This window comes from Streptomyces microflavus, from assembly GCF_014650075.1.
In the GTDB taxonomy this organism is placed as follows: domain Bacteria; phylum Actinomycetota; class Actinomycetes; order Streptomycetales; family Streptomycetaceae; genus Streptomyces; species Streptomyces microflavus.
The window spans coordinates 95,549-113,431 of record NZ_BMUG01000004.1; the positions used below are offsets into that span (position 1 = coordinate 95,549).

General features: G+C 73.5%; 18 protein-coding genes. 10 read left to right on the forward strand and 8 right to left on the reverse strand.

Going from position 1 to position 17,883, the window contains the following annotated elements:
- The first annotated feature begins 88 nt into the window (after positions 1-88).
- The 5 genes from IE264_RS12760 (at position 89) to IE264_RS12780 (ending at position 4,040) form a co-directional block, all read left to right on the forward strand.
- Positions 89-1,132 carry a family 2 encapsulin nanocompartment cargo protein polyprenyl transferase gene (locus IE264_RS12760; protein WP_031123011.1) on the forward strand — a complete coding sequence of 348 codons (1,044 nt, stop codon included), beginning with the start codon at positions 89-91 and terminating at the stop codon, positions 1,130-1,132.
- A 95-nt stretch (positions 1,133-1,227) separates the two neighbouring features.
- A complete protein-coding gene (locus IE264_RS12765) occupies positions 1,228-1,824 on the forward strand; it encodes a GNAT family N-acetyltransferase (protein WP_015611278.1) in 597 nt (198 codons plus the stop codon).
- A gap of 57 nt (positions 1,825-1,881) precedes the next feature.
- Complete coding sequence (locus IE264_RS12770) at positions 1,882-2,550, forward strand: DUF6304 family protein (RefSeq protein WP_015611279.1); 669 nt, start codon at positions 1,882-1,884, stop codon at positions 2,548-2,550.
- A 159-nt stretch (positions 2,551-2,709) separates the two neighbouring features.
- Complete coding sequence (locus tag IE264_RS12775) at positions 2,710-3,681, forward strand: DUF1648 domain-containing protein (RefSeq protein ID WP_032757901.1); 972 nt, start codon at positions 2,710-2,712, stop codon at positions 3,679-3,681.
- Between the two features lie 2 nt (positions 3,682-3,683).
- Positions 3,684-4,040 carry a GntR family transcriptional regulator gene (locus IE264_RS12780; RefSeq protein WP_015611281.1) on the forward strand — a complete coding sequence of 119 codons (357 nt, stop codon included), beginning with the start codon at positions 3,684-3,686 and terminating at the stop codon, positions 4,038-4,040.
- Between the two features lie 88 nt (positions 4,041-4,128).
- Here IE264_RS12780 and snpA read toward each other — a convergent pair whose 3' ends face one another.
- A complete protein-coding gene (gene snpA, locus IE264_RS12785) occupies positions 4,129-4,785 on the reverse strand; it encodes a snapalysin (protein ID WP_015611282.1) in 657 nt (218 codons plus the stop codon).
- A gap of 273 nt (positions 4,786-5,058) precedes the next feature.
- Between snpA and IE264_RS12790 the strand changes: the two genes are divergently transcribed.
- The 5 genes from IE264_RS12790 (at position 5,059) to IE264_RS12810 (ending at position 10,022) form a co-directional block, all read left to right on the forward strand.
- The gene (locus IE264_RS12790) at positions 5,059-6,012 is read left to right on the forward strand and encodes a LysR family transcriptional regulator (RefSeq protein ID WP_032757902.1); all 954 of its coding nucleotides are present in this window, start codon (positions 5,059-5,061) and stop codon (positions 6,010-6,012) included.
- A gap of 128 nt (positions 6,013-6,140) precedes the next feature.
- Entirely contained in the window at positions 6,141-7,148 is a 1,008-nt protein-coding gene (locus tag IE264_RS12795) for an NAD-dependent epimerase/dehydratase family protein (RefSeq protein WP_190167638.1), read from the forward strand.
- A gap of 99 nt (positions 7,149-7,247) precedes the next feature.
- A complete protein-coding gene (locus IE264_RS12800) occupies positions 7,248-8,717 on the forward strand; it encodes a choice-of-anchor A family protein (protein ID WP_319647263.1) in 1,470 nt (489 codons plus the stop codon).
- 22 nt (positions 8,718-8,739) lie between these two features.
- Entirely contained in the window at positions 8,740-9,144 is a 405-nt protein-coding gene (locus IE264_RS12805; protein ID WP_032757905.1) for a DUF952 domain-containing protein, read from the forward strand.
- Positions 9,141-10,022 (forward strand): SDR family oxidoreductase, encoded by an 882-nt coding sequence (locus IE264_RS12810; RefSeq protein WP_032757906.1) that lies wholly within the window; start codon positions 9,141-9,143, stop codon positions 10,020-10,022. Before IE264_RS12805 ends, IE264_RS12810 begins: the two co-directional genes overlap by 4 nt.
- Before the next feature lie 7 nt (positions 10,023-10,029).
- Here the strand turns inward: IE264_RS12810 and IE264_RS12815 are convergent, their stop codons facing one another.
- The 7 genes from IE264_RS12815 to IE264_RS12845 all read right to left on the reverse strand — a co-directional run bounded on the left by IE264_RS12815 (position 10,030) and on the right by IE264_RS12845 (position 17,830).
- Entirely contained in the window at positions 10,030-11,262 is a 1,233-nt protein-coding gene (locus IE264_RS12815) for a DUF1266 domain-containing protein (protein ID WP_032758002.1), read from the reverse strand.
- The gene (locus IE264_RS12820; protein ID WP_032757907.1) at positions 11,259-12,437 is read right to left on the reverse strand and encodes a DUF1266 domain-containing protein; all 1,179 of its coding nucleotides are present in this window, start codon (positions 12,435-12,437) and stop codon (positions 11,259-11,261) included. Before IE264_RS12820 ends, IE264_RS12815 begins: the two co-directional genes overlap by 4 nt.
- A 69-nt stretch (positions 12,438-12,506) precedes the next feature.
- On the reverse strand, positions 12,507-13,181 hold the full coding sequence (locus IE264_RS12825; protein ID WP_032757909.1) for a response regulator: 675 nt from the start codon (positions 13,179-13,181) through the stop codon (positions 12,507-12,509).
- Positions 13,178-14,584 (reverse strand): sensor histidine kinase, encoded by a 1,407-nt coding sequence (locus IE264_RS12830; protein WP_051821864.1) that lies wholly within the window; start codon positions 14,582-14,584, stop codon positions 13,178-13,180. Before IE264_RS12830 ends, IE264_RS12825 begins: the two co-directional genes overlap by 4 nt.
- A gap of 43 nt (positions 14,585-14,627) precedes the next feature.
- Positions 14,628-15,833 (reverse strand): acyltransferase family protein, encoded by a 1,206-nt coding sequence (locus IE264_RS12835; RefSeq protein WP_032757912.1) that lies wholly within the window; start codon positions 15,831-15,833, stop codon positions 14,628-14,630.
- On the reverse strand, positions 15,826-16,794 hold the full coding sequence (locus IE264_RS12840; RefSeq protein ID WP_032757914.1) for an alpha/beta hydrolase: 969 nt from the start codon (positions 16,792-16,794) through the stop codon (positions 15,826-15,828). Before IE264_RS12840 ends, IE264_RS12835 begins: the two co-directional genes overlap by 8 nt.
- A 163-nt stretch (positions 16,795-16,957) precedes the next feature.
- Positions 16,958-17,830 (reverse strand): alpha/beta fold hydrolase, encoded by an 873-nt coding sequence (locus IE264_RS12845; protein WP_032757915.1) that lies wholly within the window; start codon positions 17,828-17,830, stop codon positions 16,958-16,960.
- Between the last annotated feature and the right edge of the window lie 53 nt (positions 17,831-17,883).

Below are 17,883 nucleotides of genomic sequence, written 5' to 3' on the forward strand. Positions count from 1 at the left end.
CGTGTCACCCCCGCGGGCCCGGTCGGCCGACACCGGCCGGGCCCCGGGGCCCCGCCCCATCGCACCGCCCCAGGGAGTGACCGTGACCATGACCAGTACGGACGCAGCGACGGAAGGGCACGAGGCTGCGGCGCTGCTGGAGCGCACCCGCCGACTCGTCGACCCGCATCTGCGATCGGCCGTGGAATCGCTGCCCGGTGGCATACGCCGGATCGCGATGTACCACTTCGGCTGGGAGAACGCCGACGGAACCCCCGCCGCCGGACAGGCGGGCAAGGCCATCCGGCCGGCGCTCGTGCTGGCCGCCGCCCGGGCACTGGGCGGCGATCCGGAACGCGCCGTGCGCGCCGCCGTCGCCGTCGAGCTGGCGCACAACTTCACCCTGCTCCACGACGACGTCATCGACGAGGACACCACCCGCAGACACCGGCCCACCGCGTGGGCCGTCTTCGGCGTCCCGGACGCGATCATCACCGGCGACGCCATGCTGGCCCTCGCCCAGCGGCTGCTGGCCGAGGACACCCACCCGGCCGCACAGCGGGCATCCGCCCGCCTCTCCACCTGTGTCATCGAGCTCTGCGCGGGCCAGCAGGCCGACTGCGCCTTCGAGGAGCGCGGCCCCGACGAGGTCACCCTGGACGAGTGCCTGACCATGGCGACCGCCAAGACCGGTGCCCTGCTCGGCTGTGCCTGTGCGCTCGGCGCCCTCTACGCCGGGGCGGAGGACCGGGCGGTCCGGGCCATGGACGGCTTCGGGCGGGAGGCCGGCCTGTCGTTCCAGCTCATCGACGACCTGATCGGCATCTGGGGCGACCCGGCCCGCACCGGCAAACCCGTCGGCGCGGACCTTGCCGCCCACAAGAAGTCGCTGCCCGTGGTGGCGGCCCTGACCTCCGGCACCCCGGCCGCCGCCGAGCTCGCCGCGCTCTACCGGGGGCCCATGACCACCTCCGCGGAGGTGGACCGGGCGGCCGACGCCGTGGACCGGGCCGGCGGCCGGGACTGGGCCCAGGTCTGTGCCGCCGACCGGATGGCCCGGGCGGTCCACCACCTCTCCCGGGCGGTCCCCGAACCCGGCGGGGCCGGTGACCTGCTGGCCCTGGCCGAATTCGTCACCCGCCGGACCAGCTGACCGGCCCGCCCCGACCGGCTCCCGCCCCTCAACTCCTATGATTCCGGAGGCTCATCGGGAGCCGGAAGCAGTGGGCGAAGGGGCGGGAGCCGGTCATGGGCATACGCATACGGCAGGCGGGCCAGGACGACAGGGAGCTGGTCGTATCGGTCCTGGAGGAGGCATTCCACCACGACCCGGTGAGCAGCTGGGTCTTCCCCGAGGAGGCGCACCGGCGGGCGGTGCACGGCAAGTTCCTCGGCGTCTTCGCCGACATCACCCTCGCCGAAGGCCGTATCGATGTGGCGGAGGACGGCGCCGCGGTGGCCCTGTGGCTGCCGGTGCCCGCCGGTGCGCCCGAGGAGGAGGACCCCACACCCGCCCTGATGCGGCAGACCGCCGACCCCGACAACGAGCGGTGCGAACTGGTCGGAAGGCTGACCGGGAAGGTGCACCCGCACGACCGCGCCCACTCCTACCTGCTCATGATCGGTGTCTCCCCGCAGCGCCAGGGGGAGGGGGTCGGGGCCGAGCTCATCCGGGCGGAGCTGGACCGCTGCGACCGTGACGGCGTGCCCGCCTACCTGGAGGCGAGCAGCGCCCGCAGCCGTTCGCTCTACGAACGGCTCGGCTTCCGCTTCCTGGGAAGCGCCGTCGAACTGCCCGACGGCCCGTCGATGTGGCCCATGTGGCGTGAGCCGCAGGCGGGTTGACCCGTCGGCGGAGGGTGGCACCGGGGCCGTACCGGACAGGGACTACAGTCCCTGCTCATGACAGATGAGTCGTGGGCCGGCTGGTACCGGGACCGCAACGGTTCCGATGCCGTCGTTCTCACCACGGACGGACAGCAGCTCCGGATCCGGATCAGAGGGGTCGACTTCGAGGGCGAGAGCCTCGACGACCTGGCACCGGTGTCGGGCACACCTCCGGAGAGCGGGATGTTCGCCCTGGCGGACGGCGCGCTCACCGACTGCGTACTGGAGTGGGACCTCCCGCTGCCCGTCCTCGTCGCGGGCGCCCTGCGCCAGGCCACCCTCGGCTGCCTGCTCTCCCTGCGCCGGGTCGACCCGGACCTCTACCTCACCCTCCACCTGGACGGTGCGGTGTACGAATCCGCCCGCGCCGAGAGCGACTTCGCCGCCGCGCTGACGGCGATCCAGCGCGTCCTCCCGGACGGCATCCAGCTCCAGACCTGCATCGCCTGCGCCTTCTCCGACTACTTCCCGGCCCCCGGCCGCGGCCTCTCCGGCGGCCTCGCCTGCTTCCGCGGGGCCAAGGACGCCTACCGGGACACGGAGGGCGAGGACGCCGTGCTGGACCTGTGGGACCGGCGGACCGGATTCGTCCAGGAGATCTGGAGCTGCAAGGAGTTCGAGGTGCGCCCGCTCCGGGGCGCCGGAACCGGCCACCGGGGAGCCTTCCCGCTCGAACCGGCCTGAGACCCGGCACCTTCCCACCTGCCCACCCCTGCCCCGTACCGCAACTCCGGTACGGGGCAGGCCTGTTCCCGCACCCGCACCAGGGCGTGGTGCCCGCCGCCGCAACGCCATTGCCTCACCTCTACTTGTTCTACTAACATGCGAACAACGGAGGTTTCCATGACACGCAAGAACCTTGGCCGCGCCACACTCGCGGCCCTGCCCTTTGTCCTCGCCTTCCTCATCCACCTGATCCTCTTCATCGTCCTCAAGGACCGTCTGCCCACCCGGCTGGCCGGCCACTTCGACGTCTCCGGAGACGCGAACGGCTATGTCGACCGCACCGCCTACGTCCTCGCCACCGCCCCGGTACTGCCCGTGCTCGGCGCCGTGTGGGTCCTCATGGTGGTCCGCGGAAGGATGTACGGGCGCGCCCACAGCCTGCTCATCGGCGGCGGCTGGGCCCTTGCCGCCTTCCTCCAGTACGTGCTCGGCGCCGCCCTGATCGTCAACCTGGACACACCCGAAGGGGGGCCGGCGGGCAGCTTCCCCATGTGGCACCTCGCCGTCGCCTTCGGAGTGGCCGCCCTGGCCGGAGCGGTCGGGCTGCTGCTGACCAGGCTGGTCCCGGCGCCGGAGGACCCCGACGCGGGGAAGGGCCCCGCCGACCGCGAGCGGATCGTGCTCGCCGACGGTGAGGTGGCCGGCTGGGCGCGCACCACCGGCGCCTGGTGGACGCCGGTGGGCGCCCTGGTGCTCGCGGCCACCGCCACAGGTTTCGGCTACGGGGGCAACTGGTACGTCGGCACCGCCCTGTTGGCCCTCACCCTGCTGGTGCTCGCCTTCAGCCGCGCCCATGTCACCGTGGACCGGCGCGGCCTCACCGTCTCCGGCCTGCTGCCCTGGCCCCGCGTCCAGGTCCCGCTGGAGCGCATCGAGTCGGCGGACAGCCGGCAGGTCAACGCCGTCGCGGAGTTCGGCGGCTGGGGCTACCGCATCCGTCCCGGCCGCACCGGCTTCATCGTCCGCTCGGGCGAGGCCATCGTCGCCCGGCAGACCGGCGGTCGTGAATTCGCTGTCACCGTCGAGGACTCCGCGACCGGCGCCGCCCTGCTCAACACCCTCGTCGACCGGAACCGGGCGGGGCGCTGACCATGCTGTTCCGGCTCGACCCCACCTCCACCGTGCCGCTCGGCGACCAGATCGCGGCCTCGGTGCGCCGCGCGGTCGCCGACTCCACGGTGACCCCGGGCGAGCGGCTCCCCGCCGCCCGGGTGCTCGCCGAATCCCTCGGGGTGAACGTCCACACGGTGCTGCGTGGCTACCAGCGGCTGCGCGAGGAGGGGCTGATCGAACTGCGCCGCGGCCGCGGTGCGGTGGTCACAGCGGGAGCCTCGCCCCGCCGGGCCCAGCTGCTGGAGCGGGTCCGCGAAGTGGTCGCGGACGCCCGGGAGCTGGGCATGACGGAGGAGGAGCTGCTGACGCTGGTCCGCGCGGAACTGTCCACCTGACGCCACCGTAGGCGTACGCCGGCGGTTCACCGACGGGAGAGGGCCGTTCCGCGTCCGGAACGGCCCTCTCCTCATGCGATGCCCGGGGTCAGGAGGCGGTACCGGCCAGAGCGGCGGCGAAGCCGTTCTGCCAGAGGTAGTTCACCCGCGACCGCTCGTTGGCGTCCGGCTGGGCGTTGGTGCACGACGGGCCGGGGCCGCCACCGGACATCAGCTGGCTGCACGGACCGGAGTAGGTGTCCGGCAGGCCGAGCACGTGCCCGGTCTCGTGCGTGGTGACGCGGGTCGAGTTGTACTGCTGGTTCTGCCGGTAGTCCAGGAAGATGAAGCCCCGGCCGTGCCCGTTGGTCGAGGCGTACGAACCGCGCGGGTCGTTGCCCTCGCGGTAGGTGAAGTCGGCGTTGGAGCCTTCCTGGAGCCGGACGTTGGAGACCGAGCTGTTCCAGATCCGCGTGCTGTTGGCTATCTGGGTGCGGAAGCTCGGGGCGGAGGCCGTGCTGTAGGTGACGGTGACGGCCAGGACGCCCGGGTTGGCGGCCCGCTTCTCGGCGACGGACTTCATGACCGCGTCGAAGAAGGCCCGGTTCGCGGCGGCGTTCTCGCCCGACCCGTTGTACGCGGCGATGGTGGCGGGGGTGGAGGCGGCAGGGGCAGGAGCGGCGGAGACCGCGGGAGCCGTACCCAGCGCGGCGACGAGGCCGAGCCCGGCGATGGCGGAGGCGATGGCGGTCCGGAGGTGTCTCATGGGGGATTTCTCCTACTGTCCGGTGAACCCACGCCGTGGGGGTTGTCCGCTGAACGGACGGGGCGCGGGGCGGTACGGGGAGAGTGTGGGGGAGCGGACACCCGCCGGGGATGATGCCAACCTGCGATAGCACCGCCCTATCCCCGCCTCCGCCGAGCCGCGCCACCATGACATCGCTCGATGTCGTACCACCCAACACTCCCTGAATTAACGCCCTTTGATGCGGTTGTGGCCGCTGGTGCCACAGGCGTGGCCGGTCGTAGTCTCCGCACCATGGAGCTTGAGGTAAGGCACCTCAGGGCGCTGTGCGCCATCGCCGACGCGGGCAGTCTGCACCAGGCGGCGCGCAGGCTCGGCGTCAGCCAGCCCTCCCTGACCACCCAGCTGCGCCGGATCGAGAACTCGCTCGGCGCCGAGCTGTTCAGCCGCGAACGCACCGGCTGCCGCCCGACTCCCCTGGGGCGGGCCGTCCTCAGCCGGGCCCGGCCGCTCGTCGACGGGATGAGCGCCCTGGTCACCCACGCCCTGGCCGAGGCGGACGCCACCCGCTCCCGGGGCCCCCGGCTGCGCATCGGCTCCACCGCGAGCCGGGTCATCGGAAGCTGGCTCCGCCGACTGCGGGTCGCCCTGCCCGGTACGGAGATCTCGCTGCGGGTCGACGTATCGGCCCACGCCCTCCTGCGCTCGGTCGAGGCGGGCCGCCTGGACGTCGCCTTCGTGCACGAGGTGGAGGGCTGCCCGCTGGCCCTCCCGGCCGGCCTGGACCAACGCGTACTCCTGGACCGCGAACCGCAGTTCATCTCCCTCTCCCGGGACCACCCGGCCGCCCGCCGCCGCGTCGTGGAGCTCGGGGACCTGGCCGGGGACCGGTGGATGGTCGATCCGACGGTGGACGGCGAGTGGGACGGGGTACGCCGGGTGCTCGGCGCCGCCGGGCTCGACCCGCCGGTCCTGCACGGGGATTACCTCACCGCGGCCTCCCTCGTCGTGCTCGGCGAGGCCGTCGCGCCCTGCCAGCCCACCTCCGGACCGCGCGACGACATGGCGATCCGCCCGCTGCGCGACGACCCGCTCGCCGTCCGGCTGCTCCTGGTCTCCCGGCCGGAGACGGACACCTCGGTGGCGTACGCGGAGCTGGAGGAGGCCTATCGGGAGGCGGCCCGGCGCTCCAGCGGCTACTACGAATGGCTGCTGCGCCACCGCAGCCCGCTCGCCCGCACGCCTTGAACCCCTGACCCGGTGTCCTGACGCTCCGATCCCCTGGCGCTCCGGTGCTCCGGCGCCCGGGAAGTTCCCCGTTCTGCTGACAGCGTGCTGGTGTTCCCGGCGGCGGACCGAGCGGGCAGGCTCGGTGCATGAGGCTACTGATGCTGGGCGGTACGGAGTTCGTCGGACGGGCCGTCACCGAGGCCGCGCTGGGGCGGGACTGGCAGGTCACCGTCTTCCACCGCGGCCACCATGCGCCGCCGCCGGGCGTGCGCGTGCTGACGGGCGACCGTACGGGAGGGGAGCGGGGCCTCGCGGCGCTCGCGGGCCACGCGGGCGACTGGGACCTCGTGGTCGACACCTGGAGCGGGGTGCCCACCGCCGTACGGGACTCGGCCCGGCTCCTGGCGGGCCGCGCGGGCCACTACACGTACGTCTCCAGCCGTTCGGTGTACGCCTGCCCGGCGCCCGCCGGGCTGGACGAGGACGGGCCGCTGGTCGCCGGAGCCTCTCCCGACGAGGACGGCCGGGACGGTGACGTGCCGTACGACCGGGCCAAGCGCGGCGGGGAGCTGGCAGCCCTCGACGCCTTCGGCGACCGGGCCCTGCTGGCACGGGCGGGGCTGATCATCGGCCCCGGGGAGAACATCGGACGGCTGCCCTGGTGGCTCTCCCGGATCGCCCGCGGCGGCCCGGTGATCGCCCCCGGCCCGCGTACCACGGAGCTCCAGTACGTCGACGCGCGCGATCTGGCGAGCTGGCTCCTGGACGCCGCGGTGGCAGGGCTGCACGGCGCGTACAACACCGTCAGCCGCCCCGGTCACACCACCATCGGCGAACTGCTCGACGCCTGTGTCCGGGTCACCGGCTCCGACGCCGAGCTGCGCTGGACGGACCCGGACACGCTGCTTGCCGCCGGGGTCGAGCCCTGGACCGGCCTGCCGATCTGGCTGCCGGAGAGGGAGCTGTACGACACCCTGTTCCGGGGCGGCCACACCAAGGCCGAGGCCGCGGGGCTGCACTGCCGGCCGGCCGCCGAGACCGTCGCCGACACCTGGGCATGGCTGTGCGAGCGGGGCGGCACCGCGCCCCAGCGGCCGGACCGGCCGGCCGTCGGCCTCGATCCCCGGCTGGAGGAGAAGCTGCTGGCTCTCTGAACCCTCCTGCGGGTCGACACCCTCCTATAGGTAGACGCATAGGTGTAAATCCGGCGTGTCATAACAAATGACAAGTATTAAAGATGCATATTGCGCGACATGGAACAACAGGCGCGCAGGCGCGGCAACGCAATCCGGGCAGCAGTGACAGTGGCGACGGCCGCGGCGATGGTGGGCATGCTGGCCCCGGCCGCCGCCGCTGATCCGTTGCCGGGCGGACTCGGCCCCTGTCTCGGCAGCAGCTGCCCGCCCAGCTGGAACGACCCCAACAACGGACCGGTCGTCGGTTACGACGAGAACATCAACATCTACGTCGGTGGGGACTTCCTGGTCCGGGAGGCCGCCGCCGAGGCCGAAGGGAAGATCGTCACCCTCGGTCGGTTCGACATGGACAAGCGGGACGGGGCCTCGGTCATCTACAACGTCGGTGTCGCGGGCGTCGGTTCGCGGGTCCCGCCGCCGGACGGCTCCGACTATCTGTCGGTGGGCGGCGACATCACCATCGCCGCAGGTGAGCGCCTGCTCGCCGAGGAGGGTGCGAACTCCGGCCGAGTGGCCTACGCGGGGTCCCTGAGCGGCACGGTCAACCCGCTGACGGCCCCGCGGGAGGACCCGGAGGCCGTCGCCCCGTTCACCGGCCTGCGCCCGGAGCTCACCGAGGCCAGCCGGTGCTACGCGTACGAGGGCGACGCGCACCGTGCGACGACCGGCAGCTGGACGAGGGTCGGGGACACCTTCACCTTCACCGGCGACGGCACCTCGGCGATCCAGGTCTTCGACGTGGACACGGACCTCGAATCCGCGACGGGCGGCAACGCCGGGTTCACCTTCAATGGCATCCCCGCCGGGGCCACCGTCCTGGTCAACGTGTACGGGAGCGCCCGCACGGTCGCCACGTTCATGGGCTCCCTCCCCAACGCGGGCCTCCGCGAGCGCCTCCTGTGGAACTTCCCGGACGCGACGGACCTGACGCTGACCGGTCCGGCGCAGTTCCAGGGCAGCGTGCTGGTCGGGCAGCCTGCCAGCACCACCACGCTCTCCATGAGCGGCACCAACGGCCGCTTCTACACGGCGGGTTCGCTCACCCACACCTCGTCGGGCCGCTCGGGCGGCCAGGAGATCCACGCGTACCCGTTCGACGGCGACCTGCCGACCTGCGCCCCGGACCCGACGCCGACGCCTACGGACCCCACGCCGACTCCGACGCCGACGGACCCGACCCCGACGCCCACGGATCCGACGCCGACCCCCACGGATCCCACTCCCACGCCGACGGATCCCACGCCGACGCCGACGGACCCGACCCCGACACCGACGGACCCGACCCCCACCCCCACCGAGCCCACTCCCACTCCCACCGACCCGACGCCCACCCCCACCGAGCCCACACCGACTCCCACCGACACGCCGACGTGGAAGCCGACCCCCTCCCCGTCCGACGGGGGTCAACTGCCCGACACCGGGTCAAGGGGCGGTGAATGGATCATCGGCTCCATCGCGGCAGCGCTGGTGGCCGCCGGTGGAACGGTTCTCGTGGCCACGCGCCGGGCGCGACGCCGCACGTACTAGCCACGCCCGCTAGCGTGGTTCGATGACCGAACTGCTGCTGCACCTCGCCGAAGCACCCCTGTGGGAGGCGGCCCGCGGGAAAGGGGCATACGAGATGTCCACCCGCGGCCGCACCCTCCAGGAGGAGGGCTTCATCCACCTCTCCGTGCCCAGCCAACTCCCGGGCGTGGCACGGATGCTGTACGGGGACGGCGGCCCTGACCTGGTGGTCCTGGTCGTCGACCCCGCCCGCCTCACCGACCCCGTCCGGTACGAGGCGATGAAGCCCGGCGGCGAGGAGTTCCCGCACCTGTACGGACCGCTCCCGGTGGAAGCGGTCGTGGAGGTGCGGCCCTGGTACGGAGCACAGGGAGAGTCCGCAGCACAGGAAGAGTCCGCAGCACACGGAGAGTCCGCAGCACGACGAGAGGAAGACGAACCCCAGTGATCGGCCCCCTCACCGCGGTGACCGGAGCGAGCGGAGCGGTCGGCGGCCGGGTCGCCGAGCGGCTCGCCCGTACCGGAGTCCCCGTACGCCTCCTCGGCCGCGACCCGGCCCGCCTCCCCGACCTGCCGGGCGCCGACCGCGCGCCCGCCGCCCCCTACGGCGACGGCGAGGCCATGCGCCGGGCCCTGGACGGGGCGCACACCCTGTTCCTGGTCTCCGCCCACGAGAGCCCCGACCGGGTGCGCGAGCACATCACGGCGGTGGACGCGGCCGTGGCGGTGGGCGTGGAACGGATCGTGTACGTGTCCTTCCAGGGCGCGGCACCCGACGCCACGTTCACCTTCGCCCGCGACCACTGGCACACCGAGGCGCACATCCGCACGGCCGACGTGCGCCACACGTTCCTGCGGGACAACTGGTACCTGGCGGGGCTGCCCGCGATGACCGGGACCGACGGCGTACTGCGCGGTCCGGGCGGCGACGGGCGGGTGGCGGCCGTCGCCCACGAGGACATCGCGGACGCCGCGGCCGCCGTACTGCTGGACGAGTCGGAAACCCACGACGGCCGGGCCTACGACCTCACAGGACCCGAGGCGTTCACCCTCGCCGAGGCGGCCGAGGAGCTGAGCCGGGTCACCGGGCGCCCCGTCGTCTACGTCCCCGAGACACGCGAGGAGGCCTACGCGTCGCGGGCCGGGTACGGGGCGCAGGAGTGGGAGGTGGCCGGCTGGGTCACCTCGTACGAGGCGATCGCCAACGGCGAACTGGCCGCCGTCTCGGACGCGGTGCCCACGCTCACCGGCCACCCGGCCAAGAGCTTCACCGAATTCCTCCTGGAGAACCCGGACAGCTACCGCCACCTGCTGCCCGGCGGCTGACCTCGCTTCACCGCCACGGGATGTGGCGCCACGGGCTGCCCTCGCTCTCCGCCAGCAGACGGTGGGCGAGGACGTTCTTCTCGTAGAACGGCCCGTACTCCTCCTCGTCGAACCGCAGCACCCGCCCCAGCGAGTACCCGGCCGAGAACTCCTCCCAGGAGCGGTGGGCCGACTTGCTCAGCGCCCCGGCGTAGACGATCGCCTGCTCCGCGTCGGCCGGGGCGCAGTAGCGGGCCGACAGCCCCCAGCGCGCCAGGTTCACCGCCCGCCCGTAGTCGTAGGCGACCGTCGTGCGCACCCGGCCGTCCGGCGGCAGCAGCCCGTCCGCGCGGAACCGCGCCTCGTAGCGCATGATCCGGCGTACGAGGTCCTCGATGGCCTTGACCGAGTCGGCGTCGGCCCCGAGGTCCTGGGCGTGGCCGGCGGCGGTCTCCCGCCACAGGTCGGCCGGGGGCAGCTCCCCGATCCCCGCCGCCAACTGCTCGCGGGTGCGCAGCACGAAGTCCGGCTCCGGGGGGCTGTTGCGGGCGTCCAACAGGGCGTCCAGCTGCTTGCGCCACTCCGCGTGGCCGGTGATGCCCCACGAATCGCGGAGCAGATCGCGCTCGGTGGTGTACTCCCGGTAGACCGTGCCGACCTCGTTCCACGGCACCGCGTTCCCGATCGCCAGGTGCGCCCCGCAGGCCAGCCCGTACGCCAGCGGCCCGTGCAGCGCACCGTGGCGCAGCGCGAGCAGCCGGTTCTCCGGGAGACGGTCGTTCTCCGCGTACGCCCGCTGCCACAGCGCCCGCTCGGTCGGCGTCGCCGGCAGCAGCAGTTGGCCGGGCGTTCCCACGTTCACCCCCAGGAACATGCCCGCGTCGGGCCAGCCGAACTCGGCCACCCAGCGCAGCGAGACCCCGTGGAAGACCCAGTCCGGATGCCACGCGGGCAGCATGCCCCGGGTGAGCACGGGCCGGCAGACGAACCCCGACGGGTCGTGGTGCGCCCGCCAGGTGATGGTGTCCGGCTTCGCGTCCACCTCGGCGCGCGGGGCCGGGATGTACAGCTCGGCCCCGGCCAGTGCCGCCAGTTGGGCCCGTGCGTCGCCGCGGAGCGTCGCCTCGTGGAGGAGCTGCTCGGTCTCCGACGGCGGGACCCAGGGAGCCGGGTGAGCCGCAGGAGCGGGGTGAGCCGGGTGAGCCGCAGGAGCCGGGTGAGCCGGGTGAGCTGGGGGGTGGTTCGGGGAGATCGGTTTCATGACCACGAGATGTTCCGGTAGGGGCTGGTGGGGTCCTGCGTGAGCACGCGGTGCTCGGCGAGCGACTGCCGGTACGTGGGCTCCGCCGCCTCCGGGCCGTCGTCCTCGGCCCGGTGGACGATGCGGGCCATGAGGTAGCCGAGGGAGAAGTCCGCCCACGAGGAGTAGGCCCCCCGGGCGAGTTCGCCGAGCCGCAGCACGTCCTGTTCGGCCTCGTGCGGATCGCCGTACCGGGCGCCGAGCGCGAGCCGTACGACGTTGACCGCCCGGCCGAGGTCGAAGGCGGCCAGGGTGTCGACGCGGCAGTCCGGGGCGAGCACGCCGTCGGCCCGGAGCCTGTCCTCGTACCGGGCGATGTGGTGCAGCGACCGGTCCGCCAGCGCCCGGTCGTCGCTGTCGCGCCCGGTGAAGGCACGGGCCACCGCCTCGGACCACTCCTCGCGCGTCGGCGTGCGCCCCAGCCGGGCGGCCAGGGTGTGCCGGGTGCGCAGGACGGCCTCCTGGACGCGCCCGACCAGCTGGTTCCTCATCAGTGCGGCGAGCCGGTCGCGGTACTCGGCGCGGTGCGGGATGCCCCATGGACTCCGCAGCCGGGCCCGGTCCGTCGCGTAGTCCTCGTAGGCGGCGCCGAGCCGGTTCCAGATCAGGCCGTTGGTGACGGCCAGATGAGCACCGAGCGCCAGCCCGTGGGCGAGCGGGCCGTGCAGTGGTCCGCCGCTGTCGGTGAGCAGGACACCGCGCTCGGGGCCGCCGGAGCGCTCGACGGCCTTCAGCCAGGCCTTGAGGTGTTTGGGCCGGGCGTCGACCAGCGCCGCGTAGGGCGTGCCGTGGTTCACCGCGAGCCGGCGCACGTCGTACGGCCAGGTCCGGGCCAGCTCACCCAGGCTTACCTCGCGGAACACCCACTCCGAGTGCCAGGGCGGCAGCATCCCCGGGGTCAGCACCGGGACGCAGGTCCGCCGGGTGGCCTCGTCGCGGATCGTGGGCAGCGGGGCCGTCCAGCCGGGGATGTCCGCGTGCAGCCGGGCGACGAGCACGTACAGCCGGGTCCGCGCGAGCAACTCCACCACCGCGTCACCGCCCCCGCCCGCGACCGCTCCGGCCAGCGCGCGCTCGATCTCCGTGGGCGCCGCCGCTCCGCCGCTCTCTGTTCCTGCCCCGTTCCCCGTTGTCACGGAGGCGATCCTACGAAACGGGATCCGGCAACTCTCCGGGGGCGGGTCGGAGGCCGTCCCGTCGGCGGGTCAGAGGTTGGCCGGGCGCACCAGCCCCGACTCGTACGCGAACACCGCCGCCTGGGTCCGGTCGCGGACGCCCAACTTGACCAGGATCCGGCCCACATGGGTCTTCACCGTCTGCTCCGCGAGGGTCAGCTGCCCGGCGATCTCCGCGTTCGACAGGCCGGCCGCGATCAGGGACAGCACCTCCGTCTCCCGCTCCGTCAGATCCCCGATCCGCTCCTTGAGAGGGGCGCGCGGGGCCCCGGCGGTCCGGGAGAACTCCACGATCAGCCGCTTGGTGATGTTGGGGGAGAGCAGGGCGTCGCCCGCCGCCACCACCCTCACCGCGTGGGCGAGTTCGTCGGCCGACGCGTCCTTCAGCAGGAAGCCGGAGGCGCCCGCGCGCAGCGCCTCGTACACGTACTCGTCGAGATCGAAGGTCGTCAGCACGAGCACCTTCACCTCGGAGCCCTCGCGGGCGGTGATCCGGCGGGTCGCCTCGATGCCGCCCAGCTCCGGCATCCGGATGTCCATCAGGACGACGTCCGGGGTGAGTTCGTCGACCTTGGCGACGGCGTCGAGGCCGTTGACGGCCTGCCCGACGACCTCGATGTCCGGCTCGGCGTTCAACAGGACGGTGAAGCCCTGGCGGACCATCATCTGGTCATCGGCGATCACTGCGCGGATGGGTGGCGTCATGGGGCGTCCTCGGTCGTGGCGGTGGGGGTGGCGGTGGCCTTGGTAGCGGTAGCGGCAGCGGTGGTGGCAGCGGGGAATGTGACGGGCAGGATCGCGGTGACTTCCCAACCCCCGTCCGGCAGGGGCCCGGTGGCCAGGTCGCCGCCGAGCATCATGGTGCGCTCGCGCATCCCGAGCAGGCCGTGCCGGCCCCCGGAGGAGAGGGGGGACGCGTGGACCGGCGCGGTGTTGGTGACGCGGACCGACAGCCCGCCGGCCCGGTGGCCGATCTCCACCCGGGCGCTCGCCCCGGGAGCGTGCCGCACCACGTTGCTCAGGGCCTCCTGCACTATGCGGTACGCCGAGAGCTCGACGCCCGGCGGCAGGGGACGCGGCTCGCCGGTGGTGGAGAGGGTGACGTCAAGACCGGCGGAGCGCACGGAGCCGATGAGTCCGCCGAGCCGGTCGAGGCTGGGCTGCGGGGTGTGCCGGGCGCTTTGCGCGGGTGCCTCCTCGGAGCGCAGGACGCCCAGCACCCTGCGGAGTTCGGCGAGGGCCTCCAGGGCGTTCTCGCGGATGCCCGTGAGGTTCTCCTTGAGCTCGTCCGTGGGGTCCTTCACCAGGTGCGGGGCGACCTGCGCCTGGATGGAGATCACCGACATGTGGTGGGCCACCACGTCGTGCAGCTCGCGGGCGATCCGGTGGCGCTCCTCCAGCAGGGTGCGCCGGGCCCGCTCGTCGGCGGTCAGCTCGACCTGGACGTCGAGGTCCTTACGGGCGAGCCGCAGGCTCCGCAGCGCGGTACCGAGCACCAGCGCGGTGGAGAACACGAGCGCGGACGCGGCGAGGGTGACCTGAGGCAGGGGCGGTGTGCGCAGGGCCAGGAGCAGAGCCAGTGCCATCGAGAGCACCAGCGCGGCCACCGCCCGGCGGGGCCGGACCCGCAGCGCCAGCAGGAACAGGGCACCGCCCTGCAGCGCCGCCCCCGCGAAGGGGGAGGGGTACAGGACCTCCGGGGTCAGCGGGACGGTGCTGACCAGTGGGTACGGGAGATGCGAGGGAGCGCCGGCCACGGTGACCAGCACCGCCACGACGGCCAGCGCGGTCGCCGCCCACCACGCTCCTATCGGACGGATCATTCCGGCCACCAGCACCGCGGACTGCGCGACGGCCACCAGCACGGCCAGCCCGCCGACCGCCGCTCCGTGCGGGGAGAGTTCGACGGTACGGATCACCATGATCCCGACCGCGGCGATCACCAGCAGCACCAGGAACACCGGCCGCCACACCGGGGCATCGACCTCTCCCATGCGCGGCACCCGGTCGGCGGGCTCCGACCACAGCTCCTCGTACAGGGCGCGCGGCGCCCCACGCACCGCGGCCCGCAGCCGTGCGCCCCTCGGCGCCTTCCCGGCCTCCGACACCTTCACGTCCCCCACCGCCCCCTCGGCCTCACCCGGATTCAGACTAGGCACGACGCACCACCTGCTTCCGCTCGGGGGACGGCCCGGGAGACGACTCCCGTACGAGGAGGGAGCGGCTGCTCCCCTTCCGGCCGCCCTGTTCGTGGTTCCGGAACGCGGCCCAGCACACCAGCAGGGCCAGGACGAACACCGGGAGCCAGAGCAGCCGGGCGACCACCCAGCCGACGCCGTCGGGCACGGTGTGCAGACCCGGCAGCGGCTCACCGGCGACCAGCAGCGCGCTCGCCGTGACGACGATCATCGCTGTCTGGTGCCAGAGGAAGACGGTCATCGCCGCCAGGTTCACCAGCGCCACCGCCGCCCACGCGGCGGGCCTGCGCAGCGCCCGGCGCAGGGGCCCGAGCAGCAGCAGGGCCGCCCCGCACTGCGCCAGCCCGAAGGAGACGGCGGCGAGGCTCGGCGGGTCCAGGTTGGAGATCCGGCCGCCCGGAACGCCGACCATGGAGGCCGGATAGCCCGCCCACAGCACGAGTGAGACGGCCGCCGCAACTCCCCCGAGCAGGAGGGCCCAGCTGTTCCTCCGGCCGCGCAGCCCGCCCCGCGCGACCAGCGCCCCCAAGCAGTACGGCACCAGCCAGCCCGCGACCACGTTGATCCACCCGAGCTCGCTGGGCCCGCCGAGGCCGAAGCGTACGAGGTCGACATGGAGCACCACGGCGAGCGGCCACAGCGGGTGGAGCCGCGCCACCAGGGGGGTCAGCGCGGTCAGCGCGGCGAAGACCAGCAGGAACCAGAGCGGCGACCAGACCAGCTTGGCCAGGGCGAACACGGTGGGTTCGCCGACCCCCGAGACGAGCATCGCGCCCGCCGCGAGCGTCCACACCACGAGCACCGCCGCCACCGGCCGGAACAGCCGCGCCAGGCGGCCGCCGACCCACTGCCCGTACGACACGCCCCTCTTGCGGGCGGAGGCCCAGCTCCCGGCCGCCACCATCCCGCCCACCAGGAAGAACACCGCGAGGGTCTGGAACACCCAGGAGACCGGAGTGAGGTGCGGCAGATACACCAGCGGGCTCGCCCCGCGTACGGTGCCGCTGTCGGCGACCAGTGCGGTCACCAGCCAGTGGCCGCCCACCACGCCCAGGATGGCCAGGGCCCGCAGGGCATCGACGGCCCGGTCGCGGCCGGGCGGGGTGGCGGCCTCGATCCGCGCGACGACGCGGCGGGAGGACTCACGTACGTCAGGCATGGGAGGCCTCCAGCGGGGCGCGGCCGGAGACTATCCGGCCCAGGTTCGTCAGGGACCGCGAACCGGGCAGCAGATAGTCGCTGTGGCCACCGTCGCCCGCGTCGAACACCTCGGCCCCGAACCGGTCCGCCACCGGATCGGTCCCGAACCCCACCGTCGCGACGAACGGCACCCGCACCCGGACATGGGGCACCCGGCCGATCCAGTCCCCGCCGCTACGACCGGCCCACACCCGCGCCCCGGTACGCAGAGAGGCCACGTCCCGGGCGCCGGTCCCTGGGCTTCCGTACAGCACGATGGCGTCGGCCGAAGTCCCGGAAGCGGACCGGGCGCAGATCACCGAACCGTAGGAGTGGCAGAGCAGCGTGACCCGGGCGCCCGGCAGGGTTGCGCTCAGCCCGTCCACCAGCGCCCGCAGCCCCGGCGCGGCCTCGGTGGCCCGCCCCTCGGTCAGCGAGGCCGGGCTGACGGTGGCGGGCGAGCGATACCCGAGCCAGGCGACGACCGCCCCGCCGTCCCCCAACTCCCGCTGGAGCGCGACCGCCCCGCGCCTCAGCCGTCCGTACGCGTCGAGGCCGATGCCCGCCCCGGGAACCAGCACCGCGACGCGCCGGGCCGTGGACAGCTCCCCGACGACCTCCACGCTTCGGCCGCCGTCGCGCCCGTCGAAGGCGAGGAACTGCCGCCCCGGCACGGCCATCGCCCGCAGGGAGGCCGCACGCTTGAGGTCCCCGTGCCCGTCCGCGACCCGTCCGGCCGCCCGGATGTCCCGCCGGCTGACCGCGTACCGCTCCTCCAGCGCAGCCGGACCCGCGTCCCGCAGCGGCCCGAGCACGGTCGGTGCGGGGGCGGGCACGGCGGCGGGCCGGGCCGCCCCGGAGACCGGAACGGCCACCGCGAAGGTGACGAGAGCGGCGAGCAGGGTGCGGCGCAGACGGCGTCTGCGCGGGCGGTCCGCCATGGGGTGGGGTCCTTCCGTGCCGGGGAGCTTTGTCCGTTTCCGGTACAGAAGTTACGGAGGGGGAGGGGTAGTTGACGTCCCGCTGTGGAGTGGATCTTCGGCGTAGCTCCCAGGTATCACGCGGGTACGGGGGTACTGCGGCACGGAGATGCGGGGGCCGGCGTCAGCTCCGCCCGGCGTGGTCCAGGATCGCGGCGGCGAGCGGGGCGTGCACCTCACGGGGCAGCGCATGCCCCATCCCGGGAATCGCGACGAGCCGGGCGCCATGGACCGCCTGGGCGATGTGGTGGGCGTGGGGCGGCGGGTAGACGGGTTCGGCCGGCGCGGAGACGACCAGGGTGGGGACCCGGTTACGCGCCAGGGCTTCGGTCCGGTCCATGCCGGAGGCGTCGGCCCGGGCGTGCGCGGTACCGGCGTGGTGGTGCCCGGTGTGCGCGATGATCCGGCGCTCCTGCTCGCGGGCGTAGGCGGCGTCGAACGGAATCCGGTCACCACCGAGCACCCGCCAGTGCTCCACCCGCCGCTCCAACTCCGCTTCCGGCCCCCGGTCCTCGACGGGCCGGGCCCACATTTCCAGCAGGCCTGGCGAAACACCGGGAAGCTCCTCGGCCGGCGTCCGGGCCCCGTCCGGATGCTCGTACGGTACGGAGCTGAGCGCACCCGTCCCGATCAGGGTGGCGCCGAGCACCCGCTCGGGCCGGTCCGCGACGATCAGCTGGACCAGCATCCCGCCGAGCGACATGCCCACCAGATGGGCCCGCTCGACCCCCAGGGCGTCCAGCACCCGCACGGCGTCCTCGGCAAGTGCGGTGAGCGGATAGGGCTGTTCGTCGAAGGTCCAGGTGGAGCGCCCGGTGTCGCGGTGGTCGTAACGGATCACCCGAAAGCGGGCGGCGAACAGCTCCACCAGCTCGTCCGGCCACCCGAGCCCGGATGCCTGCGCACCCATGACCAGCAGCAAGGCGGGGGCGTCGGGGGCGCCGCGCTCCTCCACCCAGAGCCGGGCACCGGGCGCGACGTCGACGAAGCGTTCCATGGCGAACCTCGCAGGGTCTGAGACGAGACGTATCGTTTCGTTGCGGCTCATGG